The organism is Thalassoglobus sp. (assembly GCF_048270125.1).
GTDB lineage: Bacteria > Planctomycetota > Planctomycetia > Planctomycetales > Planctomycetaceae > Thalassoglobus.
The window spans coordinates 122,502-135,312 of the sequence record NZ_JBLWTN010000014.1 but is presented as its reverse complement, the minus strand read 5'-3'; the positions used below and the strand labels follow the sequence as shown (position 1 = coordinate 135,312).

At 49.9% G+C, this 12,811-nt stretch carries 10 protein-coding genes; 5 read left to right on the top strand and 5 right to left on the bottom strand.

The features are described from left to right. Positions 1-603: 603 nt before the first annotated feature. A complete protein-coding gene (locus tag ACN0YR_RS15850; protein WP_417850220.1) occupies positions 604-1,161 on the bottom strand; it encodes a cytochrome P460 family protein in 558 nt (185 codons plus the stop codon). 509 nt (positions 1,162-1,670) lie between these two features. On the opposite strand from ACN0YR_RS15850, the gene ACN0YR_RS15845 reads away from it, so the two are divergent. From ACN0YR_RS15845 to ACN0YR_RS15835, 3 genes are all read left to right on the top strand, one after another. Beyond that, the gene (locus ACN0YR_RS15845) at positions 1,671-2,546 is read left to right on the top strand and encodes a TVP38/TMEM64 family protein (RefSeq protein WP_417850219.1); all 876 of its coding nucleotides are present in this window, start codon (positions 1,671-1,673) and stop codon (positions 2,544-2,546) included. Positions 2,547-2,629: 83 nt separating this feature from the next. After that, the gene (locus ACN0YR_RS15840; RefSeq protein ID WP_417850218.1) at positions 2,630-4,174 is read left to right on the top strand and encodes a mercuric reductase; all 1,545 of its coding nucleotides are present in this window, start codon (positions 2,630-2,632) and stop codon (positions 4,172-4,174) included. A 254-nt stretch (positions 4,175-4,428) separates the two neighbouring features. After that, complete coding sequence (locus ACN0YR_RS15835; protein ID WP_417850217.1) at positions 4,429-5,061, top strand: alpha/beta fold hydrolase; 633 nt, start codon at positions 4,429-4,431, stop codon at positions 5,059-5,061. A 295-nt stretch (positions 5,062-5,356) separates the two neighbouring features. Here ACN0YR_RS15835 and ACN0YR_RS15830 read toward each other — a convergent pair whose 3' ends face one another. Both ACN0YR_RS15830 and ACN0YR_RS15825 read right to left on the bottom strand, forming a co-directional pair. Further along, on the bottom strand, positions 5,357-6,586 hold the full coding sequence (locus tag ACN0YR_RS15830; RefSeq protein ID WP_417850216.1) for a glycosyltransferase family 2 protein: 1,230 nt from the start codon (positions 6,584-6,586) through the stop codon (positions 5,357-5,359). A 67-nt stretch (positions 6,587-6,653) separates the two neighbouring features. After that, positions 6,654-7,664 carry a methyltransferase domain-containing protein gene (locus ACN0YR_RS15825; protein WP_417850215.1) on the bottom strand — a complete coding sequence of 337 codons (1,011 nt, stop codon included), beginning with the start codon at positions 7,662-7,664 and terminating at the stop codon, positions 6,654-6,656. 550 nt (positions 7,665-8,214) lie between these two features. On the opposite strand from ACN0YR_RS15825, the gene ACN0YR_RS15820 reads away from it, so the two are divergent. Both ACN0YR_RS15820 and ACN0YR_RS15815 read left to right on the top strand, forming a co-directional pair. Continuing rightward, positions 8,215-9,390: a hypothetical protein gene (locus tag ACN0YR_RS15820; protein ID WP_417850214.1), complete on the top strand. Its 1,176-nt coding sequence runs from the start codon at positions 8,215-8,217 to the stop codon at positions 9,388-9,390. A gap of 309 nt (positions 9,391-9,699) precedes the next feature. Then, entirely contained in the window at positions 9,700-10,206 is a 507-nt protein-coding gene (locus tag ACN0YR_RS15815) for an acetolactate synthase (protein WP_417850213.1), read from the top strand. 94 nt (positions 10,207-10,300) lie between these two features. Here ACN0YR_RS15815 and epmA read toward each other — a convergent pair whose 3' ends face one another. After that, positions 10,301-11,305 (bottom strand): EF-P lysine aminoacylase EpmA, encoded by a 1,005-nt coding sequence (gene epmA, locus ACN0YR_RS15810; protein WP_417850212.1) that lies wholly within the window; start codon positions 11,303-11,305, stop codon positions 10,301-10,303. A gap of 8 nt (positions 11,306-11,313) precedes the next feature. Next, on the bottom strand, positions 11,314-12,747 hold the full coding sequence (locus ACN0YR_RS15805; RefSeq protein WP_417850211.1) for a protein kinase domain-containing protein: 1,434 nt from the start codon (positions 12,745-12,747) through the stop codon (positions 11,314-11,316). Positions 12,748-12,811: the final 64 nt, after the last annotated feature.

Sequence of the window (12,811 nt, the reverse complement as noted above, 5' to 3'; positions counted from 1 at the left end):
AAAAAAGTGCCGAACAATATTGGGGCTCCCCTGCCGCAATGCAATGCTCGCGTACACTTTAAAGTTGTATGTTTTCAATCTGGTTCTCCGACGTGGTCTTCAATCTGACCAAGATCGACAGGGTGGCAGGGACAGTTTTCAATCGCGGCAGGAGAGCACTGCCATGCAGTCACTGAACAATAGTTACAGTCGTTTTCGACAACCTTTATGTTGCGTCAGGCGAAAAGAGCCTGGACTACTTCAGTAAGACAGAAAGTCTCTAATCGTCCGCGGCAGAGGGGCCCTGCCCTACAGTACTTCGAACAAAATAATCACCATTACCACAATTCGTACGAAGACCTCATTCAATTCAGAAAGTACGGTTAACGGCGTTGATTGGCACCCTGCGTCGCTCTCCGAATTACTTTTTGCCAAAATGAACACCCAGCGAGCCTTCGATTTTGTTGAAAGCCGACTTCAAAAGAAAGCTCATGATGATTTCATTTTGTCGCTAAAGCGACCCAACCGAACAAGCCGGCCGGGCCACTCCGCGGAGCCTCCCTATAATCCCAAAATGTGGGTAAGGTTGACTCCAACCTACGTCACTTCGTTTCACTTGGCTATCTACCTGTCATTCGCAAAAGTGAAGTCATCCCCTTCTGCGGAACGGTGGCAGTCGATACAGACGCCGACCTTACCTGAAATCGACATTCCCTCCATCTTGGAGATTTGACCGTCGGGCTGATAGCTTGCCCAATACCAATCACCTCCTTGTGGATTGTACCCTTCACTGCGATACATGATTGTAATTGCCAGCAGCGAAGATCCATCTGAGCTGTAGTTTTCCTTCACGAGCATTGATCCGTGTGGTAGCGATTCTGGGTTTGCAGCGGCCGTCCGATTAGCGAAAAGCTTAACTTGCGCACCGTGGGGTTGCTCACTCGCATAGGCTTCGCCCGTCACACCGGGAATGGGTCCCCAGTTTTTGTACTGAGCTTTAGCGAGCCAGTTCCACATCCTGGACTCAAACGTCCCTTGTGACTGCTGCTGCCGCCCTGAATTTTGTTGAATGGCTCCACTTTGGGCACTGACTTCGTTAACTGAAGATGCGCTTAGCGCAAACACAAGAACGAACCCGAATGCAACTGGGCAATCCCTATAACTTAAACTTACTCGTGACATCAATTCACCTTCCTGTCTAAATTAGAGCGAGTATATAGATAATGATTACTCCCGAATTTTCGTCAATGAACTGAAGCTTACATTCATGATTCCAGAGGTTCTGTAAGAGTGATTACAAAACATAAAAAATCAGGACCATGAATGGATTTATTGACATCGAATTTGCATCCTGAGAATCTCTTGTTACCACCTCAGTAAGCCTGTTCACATTCCGAAAAGAAAACCTTTCCAGTGGGATTATTTGAGCAGCCCCCTCGTACCAACGCTGCCTCGATGTCTACTAAAAAATCGAACTGGCTCCCGGATTTGTTTTCTTCCTCACAGATTTCAATCAGAAATCTCAGTAAATTTGCTTCATCGTTTTTCAGAAAAGGTCTGCAAGAGGATCTGCAATTCGATATCGGCACGAATTTCAGAGAACAGAGCCAGCTCTGCATGAGCAAGCTACAACAAATTCAACTATGGTCTATACGTCCTGCCTCGTGGCGAGCAGTCTCGGAAGCCATAATATGAAATCAGAAATTGAGACTCACAGACACGACAAGTATCGAAGCGTGCTTTGCGATGGTTCGAAAAACGAAAATTCTGGAAGACAAAGCGAAATGGCAGTCGAAACGAACGATGTGGAAGCGAACGATGCAGAAACAGCCGGGAAATCGGGTTCAGCAAAAAAAATTGTATTGCTACTTGTCGTCGGAGCGGTGATTGCCGTCGCTTATACCCAATTTGGTGACGTCTTATCTCTCCAAAATCTCGCGAAGCAGGAGTCTCAATTACGCGAATTCCAGACTGAACATCCAGTCATGGTCTTTGGGATCGCATTTCTTTTGTATGTCGTTGCCACCGGATTATCTCTCCCAGGTGCTGCGGTGTTGACTCTGAGCTTTGGCTGGTACTTTGGTTTTGCCCGAGGGCTATTACTGGTCAGCTTTGCCTCAACTGCTGGAGCGACGGTGGCGTTTCTATTGAGTCGCTACCTTTTCCGAGATGCCATTCAAAACCGATTTGGCGAACGGCTGGAAAATTTCAATCAATCGCTGGAGAAAGAAGGCCCGTTTTTTTTATTCACTCTACGTCTGATTCCAGCGGTTCCGTTTTTCGTGATCAATGCAGTGATGGGACTGACTCCCATCAAAACGAGCACGTTCTGGTGGGTGAGTCAAATCGGCATGTTGGCAGGGACAGCTGTGTACGTTTACGCTGGCTCAAGTGTTCCCGATCTGCAAACACTCGCGGACAAAGGGGTCAACGCAGTCTTCACGCCGAGCCAACTCACTCAGATTTTAATCGCCTTCATCATGCTGGGGCTCTTCCCTTTGATTGTGCGAGGAGCGATGAAGCTGTTCGACAAAAAGAACAAAAAGAGTCTGGCAGCAGGACAATAAATGCCACTCTCTCTTCATTCCATCAATATGCTGACTCAAACAGAAACACCGTTGGTTGAAAGTGCTCTCTTATGAATTCTGAAATGATCCAGCTGAAACCTTTTGACCAACACAATCAGGAGCTGGCAGCGAACGTTCATCCGCCTGACTGGATCAACCCATCCCCCAAGGAAAACTATCATCTCGTTGTGGTCGGAGCGGGAACTGCTGGCTTGGTGACAGCTGCCGGAGCGGCCGGACTAGGCGCACGTGTGGCATTGATTGAACGCGAACTCATGGGGGGAGATTGCTTGAACGTTGGCTGCGTCCCTTCTAAAGGTGTGATTCGAGCTGCAAGAGTCGCTGCGACTGTTCGTGATTCGGAAGCCTACGGAGTGAACCTTCCCGAAGGAGTCTCATTTAACTTTGGTAAAGCGATGGAGCGGATGCGTCGACTGCGAGCCCAAATCAGTCCCGCCGATTCTGCGAGCCGCTTCGCTGACCTTGGAGTCGACGTCTTCTTCGGACAAGGATCATTCGCCGAGAATCAGACAGTTTCTGTGACACGCCAGGATGGAACCGTCAGCAGACTCAACTACAAGAAAGCAGTGATTGCCAGTGGAGCCCGCGCCTCCGCTCCACCGATTCCGGGGTTGGACTCCGTCTCGTATCTGACGAATGAAAACTTGTTTTCGCTTACCGAATTGCCAGAAAAATTTGGCATCATCGGGAGCGGACCAGTCGGCAGCGAGATGGCGCAAACGTTCGCCCGCTTTGGCAGCGAAGTCTTTCTTTTCGAACAAGCTGACCGCATCCTTTCTCGTGAAGAGGCCGATGCCGCAGCTGTCGTGCAAGCACAGTTTATCAAGGATGGCGTGAACATGATCTTCAACAGCCAGAACATGAAGATCTCTCCCACTGATGATGGAAAAATCCGAGTCGCGGTGACGCAGAACGGTACGCCTTTCGAGCAGGTTGTCGACCAATTACTGGTCGCTGTCGGACGTGCTCCAAACACTGATGGATTGAATTTGGAGGCGGTCAATGTGAAGTACGACCAGAACGGCGTCGAAGTGAATGATCATCTGCAAACGACCAATCCCAAAATCTACGCAGCGGGAGACATCTGTTCAAAATTCAAGTTTACACATACCGCCGACTTTCAGGCCCGCATTGTCATTCAGAACGCCCTCTTTGCTGTCGGACCGTTTGGGAAAAAGAAAGCAAGCGACCTTCTTGTTCCCTGGGCGACATATACGTCTCCAGAAATTGCCCATGTCGGGATGTATGAGCACGACGCCAAATCCGCGGGGATTGAAGTCGACACTTACACGCAAGCATTCGAGCATGTCGATCGAGCCATTCTCGAAGGGCAGGATGATGGTTTCGTCAAAGTTCTCACGAAGAAAGGAACCGATCAAATCGTTGGGGCGACCATCGTAGCTGAAAATGCTGGAGACCTCATTTCAGAACTCTCTGTCGCGATCAAAAATGGTGTTGGTCTCTCAGGAATCGGTAGCACCATTCATCCGTACCCGACACAGGCCGAAGCCATCCGCAAACTGGGGGATCTTTACAATCGCACGAAACTGACTTCGTTCAGTAAGACCGTGTTGAACATCCTGCGAAGGTTGAATGTCGGTTCTTAGAGCAATTCCCAAACTGGTCGTTTCCCAAACTTCAATCAAGCTTTTCGAGTTGGTGTCCGGGTCCTGCTTCGCAACAACGCATCGACATACAAAACAATCAGGCTATCGAGAAAGCTAACAGGAAGTTTGATGCATGAGTCCGCCTGGCGTCACTTATTCAGTTCTGATGCACTCCAAAGCCAACTGTGACACTACCAAGAGACTCGTGAGTCTGCGATGATTCTCAAAAACTGCATCTCCAACCGAATCGACACATGGAAACTCCCAAGTTAAAAATTGAAGGCCCGAAACGGGCGAAGAAATGCGTGATTCTCACGCATGGAGCGGGCGAAAGTTCTGAGTCGACATTTCTCAGCTACTTCACGGCCGGTCTTGTCAATTTACATTACAAGGTGGTTCGATTCGACTTTCCATATATGGAAGAGCGTTCCCGGACAGGCAGAAAGAGACCACCAGATCGCGAAGCGATTTTAAGAGAGACATACCTGGCTGTTCTGGATGCGATTCAAATCGAAAAGGTTGCGATCGGTGGAAAATCGATGGGAGGCCGAATTGCGAGCCTCATCGCAGACGAATCCCGAGCCCAAGGGCTTGTTTGCCTGGGGTACCCGTTTCACCCCTCTGGTAAGCCTGAGAAACTTCGCACCGAACACCTTGCTGAAATTCAAACTCCCACGTTGATTGTGCAAGGTGAGAACGATCCATTCGGACGAAAAGACGAAGTTGAAGGCTATCAACTTTCTGAGAACATCCAGGTCCACTGGTCTCCGGACGGCGACCACAGCTTCCGCCCCAAGCGTAGAAGTGATCGAGAGTTTGACCAGAATATGAAAAACGCGATGCGGGCTATCGAGCGATTCCTGTTCGAACTCTGGGCGAGTGAATAGAGCAGCTTGCGCTCCCATCTCTCCATGTAGGACTCGCTTCAACAAAGAAATTCTGCTCGTCACGAAGCAGATCACGAACACCAACTCGAAAACGAGAGAGTCGGATCGTCGGAAACGTCCACAACCGCGCAGCTCCAATCCGGTTCAGGATACATCGCATGCCCCAGAGTGTGGCGAAGTGGAAAGCTGGTCTCACGAGCCAAGCGTTTGAATAAGTTTGAGGCCGCAAGGACGGCCATCACGTCATTATCTCATGTTCCGAACGTGACACCTATTTACGCACATCATCGAGGCCCTACACCAGTTCCTTCTCTCGGGTCTCTTCAGAGATCTCTGGTTTCGTCAGTTCTTTTGAACGGGCCGTTCGTTTCCAGGCTCCCGATTGACGGTTGCTGGCCCATCTCCAGAATCCGACCGAGAGTGCCAGATTCATCTCGGTGAACATCGTCGTGAGCCGAGTGAGTCGTGTCACTTTCCCAGCCCCCTGCAGGTAGCGACCTAGAATCGCGACACCATAGAAGCCGCACTGAGCGAGCATCGTGAGCTGGTAGACGAAACTGTCCAACAAGCAGAGATTCGTGATAAATGCGACAGCCAAAAACATCGGGCACAACCATCGCAAGACTTTGTGTGACCAAAAAGCAAAGCAGACACTTCCATACTTCGGGCTCAGCAGCGGTGATAACCAACATAAACTTTGGAAGCCCCCTGCCCCAATTCTGGCTCGACGATGAAATTCTGCCCCTATGGTTGGGGCGCTCTCTTCGTTGGCGATAGCTGTTTCATCAAACACGATTTTGTGACGGTTCAAATGCAGACGCATCCCAATGAGAAAATCATCAACGATTGAGTTGGGAGGGATCGGCTCCCACAACTCTTTACGGATCGCGTAGATAGCTCCGTTGAAGCCGAGCAGACTCCCGAATCGCCCTTCCCAGCGTTTCAGTATGTTTTCAAATTTCCAATACATACCGTCGACATTCTCGCCGGTATGTGGGTCTGTCAGACGTAGCTGACCGCAGACACCACCGACCTGCTGATCCTCTTGAAAATGTCGAACCAGTTGCCGGATCGCATTCGGCTCCCAGAACGTATTCGCATCCGAAAAGGCGAGGATCTCCCCCTGCGCCTGTGGAACAGTATCGTTGAGAACTGACGGCTTCCCGCGACGTTTGGGATACTGGCAAAGCTTAACTCGTGAATCATCGAAGCCCGCGACCAGTTCTCCTGTGGTGTCTTCGTCTCCATCGCACCCGATGAGGATTTCATACCGGTCTGCTGGATAGTCCATCAGTACTGCATTTTGGAGACGCTGTAAGATCACGCTCTCTTCTTTGTAGGCAGCGATGATGATTGAGACGAACGGCAATTCCTGGTCGTTCTTTGAACTCGATGGACCGGAGTTCTCTTTTGGGGCCTTCGCAAACAGTCGCACCAGAACTCCAAGGAGAATTGGATAACCGACGTAGCAGTAAAATACCAAACCGACGGCTGTCCACATCGAGATTTGCAGAAAGGTACTCATTCTTCGGCCTTATCCTTTGGCGACCCGACTGTCTCAATTAAAAAAAAGGAATGAATCAAACGAATGGTCAACCGACCGTTGGCTCGTGTCGTTGTTCTCGCGTGGCTGGCTCGAAACTGGCAGTTTCTTGCGAGAGTGCTGTTACTGGTGGCTTTCCTGATTGCTTTTCGGCGACGACCCACATGTAGTCCACCGAAAGTTCTTCCGGCGTATACTTCGAGAATTCATCGTGAACGACTAGCTCCCCCGACTGAATCGCAGCGAGTGATCGCTGATCAATTCGCTCGCGACAAACAGGCAGAGCAAACCCCGCCTGCTCAAACATCTCACGATAGTCACGAGACCGCAGGCGGTTGTGGTAAGCAAGCCCGCTCCCTCCGTACCAGTTCCATTTCTCTGAACTCATCGAAAGAAAATTTGCGTGAGTGATTGAAGAATCAACTGTGGAGTAATGATCCTGGGGATTAAAGCGATGGACGGAAATCCCTTCCGACTTCAGAATTCGGTGCGACTCTTTGTGAATGTCCGTTTGAATATCGAGTGGAATATGCTCCAGCACATTCGAACTGACAATCAAATCGACAGACTCTGATTCCAGACCCGTTGAGCGAGCGTCACCGGGATAGCAATAGGTAATATTGAGTTGTTTCAAAAATTCTGGAAGCGATTGAGCTTGCGTGTCGACGGAATTGTACCGTTGTTCGACATCAGCAATCGGACAATTTGCTTCGGCGGCGATCTCTTCTAAACGTGGCTGAAGAGCAGTCCAGGTCTCGATTGCGTAAGCGTGAGTCAACCAGGGATTCACATCAATAGTGTGGACCTGTTCCGCGCCAGCAAGAGAAATGACAAACGGAACAAGTGGTCGCCAACCGGTTCCGATCTCGAGAACCCGGGCTTTCTCTGTAGAACGTCCAGATTCCTGCACAAGCTGAATCAGTTCAAAAGCGCGTTTCAGATCGCGGTCGAGTTGCAATCGATTTGTCCCAGCGACACGTTGAAGCGAATGGTAGATCTGACTTCCGGCAGGGATTCGACTGAGTGCGGCGAGAAGGTGGGCTTTGACCTTCCAGTTCATCGTGGTTTCCAATCTGAACGCAAACTGATTGACAGTTGATCCAAAAACCTCAACAAGCTCTCAAACGAAGAGAAATCCTTGATTCAGGAGAATTCGGATCGGGACTTCGTCAAAGTTACCACCTCAGCGGTTTGATGATTAAAAACATTTGAAATTGAGAAGTCGAGAGAGCAAATTCGCATCACGATGCATCTGTTGAACCGGTCTGTTGCCAAACGACATCAATTCTGAATCGGCGAGTTTGGCTTGGAGCGAACGCCCCCATGACTCAAAACTTCAACCAATTTCTAACAACTTCTTTGGAATTGTACTTCTGACAATTCTTAATCCTCCCTTCCCTTGAACATCGTAAGTTGTATCCCCATAGCAATTTGTGACCGCTCAAAATTCTCCAATATGTTTTCACCCCCAACGCAGCGTGCGGCAGAATCGGCTGTAGACTTGAGACGATCTTGACGATTTTTTCGTTTTTCAGGAAAGTTCGGATCACTTCAAGATTTCAAGCCCCCCACCATCCCTCTCATTTTCAATTCACGACGAGGATGCTTCCGTGAGCACTTCCGTTCTCCTTGCATTGGCAGCCAGTTTGACAACAGCTGCTCCAGAATCTCATTCAAATCCATTTGAGCAGGCATTGTCTCAACCGAGTGGATATGTCGTTCGTGGTCAAAGTCCAATGACCGGTGGGCAGTTTGCGGCTTCAGCTCCGCTAACCGTTCCCCCTCCGCAGGACAACACGACGTACTATCAACCGGGTTACACCGACCCGATGATGGGTGGTGGGACAGTCGTTCAACCTTATGGACAGCAAGGCTATCCGAGCCCGATCACGCAAGACCCCTGGTTGGGTGGAGCTGCTGTCGCACCTGCGGGACCGATAGCACCGAGCTATGGTTACGGTGTGTTCGGCCCACAGCCGAAGAGGTTTGGTTGGCAAACCCGGGCAGACGTCGGTTGGATTCCTTCATCTGCAACAAGTTCCCCAGCCATTGGGGACCTGGAAGTCTTGGAAGTCGACTTGGAGTCTGAATACACTAGCCCCTCTGCTGCAGGCTGGGTCTACTCAATGGCTCCTCAATTCAATTATCGCAGTTTGCAAGGGCCTCAGGGTGATCCTTCTCGCGACCTGCCAGGATCGCTTTACCGCTTTGGTCTCGATCTCGCACTGCAAACAACATCCCCAGGCGGATGTACATTTGAGTTCGGATTTACTCCTGCTGTCGCGACATCTTTTGAGAAGTCCGTCTCCAGCGATGCCATCCAGTTTGATGGTCGTGCAGTGGCGTATCTTCGTGCAAATCCAAACTGGATGTGGGTATTGGGAGTCACTTATTGGGATCGTGTTGATGACTTGCTTCTCCCATATGCGGGGGCAGTCTGGACTCCGAACGATCGCTGGGAATTCCGTCTTCTCTTCCCAAAACCACGTGCGACAGTCTTCCTGGGAACACCAAATGGAGTTCCGACCTGGATGTATGTCGAAGGTGAATACCACGTCGAATCGTATGAAGTCGGAATTGGCCCTGTCCCGATGAGCACAGATGACTCTGCGAAAGTCCAATTTAGTGACTGGAGAGTTGTCGGCGGACTCCGCTGGGAAGCTGGCTGGGTCACCACGTTTATTGAGGGAGGTTATGTCTTCGATCGAAAAGTCGAATACACCTCACCCGGAAATAGCTTCGACACAGATGGTCAATTCATCGGACGTGTTGGATTCCGATACTAGACCAGCCTGCTCTACCATGTGCCTGTGAAGAACGCATTTTGCCAGCGAAAATGCTGGCAGCTGACCTCAAAAACAAGAAGCCTGTACCGGCCCAGTTTCAACTGGACCTGAGATGAGATTTGAAGTCAGCTTGTAGAACCCGGTTTTTCAGAAGGCAGTTTCTCTGCCAAAAGCCCCCCCCTTCGCGGACACCAGATGGAGCAAATTGCCTCCACCGAATGAAGTGCCTGTTGGATTTGACCGAAGTTATGTAATCTCTTAAGGTTGCACGCAAACGTGTACAAAATTGCATGACGCTGGAGTTTGTTGATGCCTTCTGGATTTGATGATGACATTCCGATCGAACCAATGACTCTCCGGGGACGAGACTGGCCGTGCTTACGTCAGTTTTGCGTCTTCATGGAGAATCGCGTTGGCAGCTTGCACCGGTTGTTAAAGCAAATCGAACAGCACGACCTGAGAATTCTGGCGCTCAGCGTTGTAGATACCGTCGATTTCGCCGTCGCTCGAATCATGGTCGATGAAACAGATCGGGCTCGCGAAATTTTTGAGCTCGCCGATCTCAATTTTATTGAGAACGACATTCTCGGCGTCGAACTCCCTGATGAATCGCAACCGTTTGTCTCGATTTTTCTGGCATTAGTCTCCGCTGAAATCAACATCAGCTACACCTACCCACTGCTGTATCGACGAAATGGAAGAGGTGCGATTGCGGTGTATGTCGACGATGTAGATCAAGCCGCATCGATCCTGAAAGACCAGGGACATCAACTGCTCTCGGAGAAAGACTTACTGTCGGATGATGAATACTTCTAAAGCAGTCTGCTCGACCGTTTGCCCGTGAAGAACGCGTTCCACCAGAGGAAGCTTCTACTCTCAGCTTATAGGACCGTTTATACGCAGCACTTGTTCAAACTTCACTGAACGGGAAAGCGAGAACATCCTTCAGCGACGAGCAACCGAGGCAAATCATCACCAGTCGATCGAATCCCAGCGCGACACCAGAACTTTCTGGCAGGCCTTGGCGTTCCATCGCTTCCAAAAGTTTTGATTCGACCGGCAGTTCAGGCTTACCGTCTGCAATTCTTTTTTTGTTTTGCAGGTGCATGCGCCGCCGCAATTCAACAGGATCGGTCAGTTCCTGATATCCGTTACAGATTTCATGGCCGTGCAGGTACATCTCAAACCGTTCTGCGACGAAATGCTCTCCACGTTTCACAGTCTTGGACAACGCAGATTGTGTGGCAGGATAATCGACCAGCGAGACCGCTTCCATCTCCTCAAGATCGGGCTCAACCATCGTCGCCAACAAGAAGTTCAGAAGATCGTCTCGATCAACTGTTTCGCCTGAAGCCATTTGGAATCCATTCGCAACCGCAAGCTCTTGCAGAGTTTCACATGATGAATCATGCGGAGAAATGTTTAGTGAGTTCTGAAACGCTTCTTCGTAAGTCAATGTTTGGAATTGTGGAAAGCTTTGAATCGGCGCGATCCACTTTTTCTCAGAAGCGAAATTCAACGAACCCTGGACCAGTTGCTCAACAAATTTAATTTGCTCCGCAAGGGGCGTCGATTGACGATACCACTCGAGCATGGTGAACTCGGGATTATGATGATCCCCAACTTCGCCGTCTCGAAAGGCTTTGCAGATTTGGAAGATTGAATCCGCACCGGCAGCGAGCATTCGCTTCATCGCGAACTCAGGAGAAGTTTGCAGGAAACATGTTTTTTCAAAGACCTGTAAGCCAAAGGGGTCCAGCCAGCGGTCAATGCAAGACTCACTCATCATCAGCGGAGTCTCGACTTCCCAGTATCCGTGCTCGGAAAAGAATTGCCTCACGAAGTTGAGAAGTTCTGCTCGCCGCTGCAGATTCCGCATGAGTTCCGTTTTTTTTGAATCGGAGAGGTCAGACACAACTGCCGTTACTCCACGGTCAATCCGACTGCTTTTTGCAGAGTTTTCCGCAGATCCCTTAACCGAATCGGCTGAACGAGCGCTTTTGCTGATTCATCCATCGCGTTCAATTCATCTGCCAAGCCGGCGCTCTCGTGAGCCAGAACCAAAACTGTCGCCAGATTTCCTCCTCGGGACATCGAGACAATTCGTTTGAAGTCTTCAATTGCCCGATCTCCGATAGCATCTTCGAACAGAATCATTCCATCCGGAGGATTGTTCTTGATCCGATTAAAAGCACGTTCGATGTCGCTCAACAGCAATAACCTGAAGCCATGCTTGGAGAAATATTCCCGTAGAACATTTTGCCGCTTCGGACGGTGCTCGACACACAGAATCGTTTTCGTTCCATCTGATTCTGAAGAAGTTTTCTTGGGAGTCGGCTGATGACCTAGCTTCTTCAGTACATTCTCGACTTCTTCCGCGAGATCCCGGGCAGATTGGTATCGATGAGCAGGGCTGATTTGTAAAAGCCGATCGACAATCTCGGCAACACTCCAATCCAGATTCGGAAGAATGCTTGTAATGGGGCGGATATCACGGTATCGACCGAATCGCTTGCGTTCGTCGATATCACGGGTCCGTGGATATGGAGGCTCCCCAGCCAACAGTTCGTAGAGGATCGTTCCCACAAAAAACAGGTCGCTCCGTGGGTCATTGGGAGGAGCGTCAGTGTTTCTTTCAATCGTGATATATTCGACAGCCTGAGCGAGATCGGGGCTGCCCGGACGGTTAAAGAATGAGTTGTCGGCCGCGAGTCCAAAGTCGATCAGCTTGGCGACTCCCTGACTACTCATCAGAACGTTAGTCGTTTTCATGTCGCGGTGAGTAATTCCACCCTGATTGATGGCGTACTCTAAACCACGAGCGATATCGAGCGTGTACCGGCAAGCTTCAACGGGATCGAGTTTCTTGCGGATTTTGATGAAATCCCGCAGATTTCCGCCTTCGACAAATTCCATTGTGATGTAATGGAAACCATCTTGGCTGTCGACATCGTAGATCGGGACGATGTTATGATGCTTTAATTTCTTGCCGACTTGACCTTCATGCTTAAAAAGTTGAATCGTGGCGGGATCGTTGGCCCAGTGGTCTCGAAGAACCTTGACGCCGACCATTTCACCTGTAGCGATTCGTGCCCCTCGGTAAACACGTGCAAAACTGCCCGATGCATTTTTATACAGTAGTTTGCAGCCGCCTAAAACGAGCCCCGCAGTTTCTCCTTTGCGAATCCGGCTGATTTGAAAGCTCGTGAGAAATTGCTTCCGTTCAAGTATCTGGAAGTATTCCTCTTCATCTGTGCCGCCGTGGACATCGGAACGGCACTCCGCGATGTCCTGTCGTGAAACAAGCTGCGAATTGATGAGTAAATTTTCAAGATTGGAGATGGTCGAAGAAACCATGGATTGACTCAAAATCCTTGAATTGTATTCGGAGGCAACATGAGGTCATGACGTACCTCAATGA

What these genes read in the sequence shown, in the direction of transcription:
- ACN0YR_RS15850 (WP_417850220.1), bottom strand. Translation starts at nt 1,161, where the DNA reads ATGTCACGAGTAAGTTTAAGTTATAGGGATTGCCCAGTTGCATTCGGG.
- ACN0YR_RS15845 (WP_417850219.1), top strand. Translation starts at nt 1,671, where the DNA reads ATGAAATCAGAAATTGAGACTCACAGACACGACAAGTATCGAAGCGTG.
- ACN0YR_RS15840 (WP_417850218.1), top strand. Translation starts at nt 2,630, where the DNA reads ATGATCCAGCTGAAACCTTTTGACCAACACAATCAGGAGCTGGCAGCG.
- ACN0YR_RS15835 (WP_417850217.1), top strand. Translation starts at nt 4,429, where the DNA reads ATGGAAACTCCCAAGTTAAAAATTGAAGGCCCGAAACGGGCGAAGAAA.
- ACN0YR_RS15830 (WP_417850216.1), bottom strand. Translation starts at nt 6,586, where the DNA reads ATGAGTACCTTTCTGCAAATCTCGATGTGGACAGCCGTCGGTTTGGTA.
- ACN0YR_RS15825 (WP_417850215.1), bottom strand. Translation starts at nt 7,664, where the DNA reads ATGAACTGGAAGGTCAAAGCCCACCTTCTCGCCGCACTCAGTCGAATC.
- ACN0YR_RS15815 (WP_417850213.1), top strand. Translation starts at nt 9,700, where the DNA reads ATGCCTTCTGGATTTGATGATGACATTCCGATCGAACCAATGACTCTC.
- ACN0YR_RS15805 (WP_417850211.1), bottom strand. Translation starts at nt 12,747, where the DNA reads ATGGTTTCTTCGACCATCTCCAATCTTGAAAATTTACTCATCAATTCG.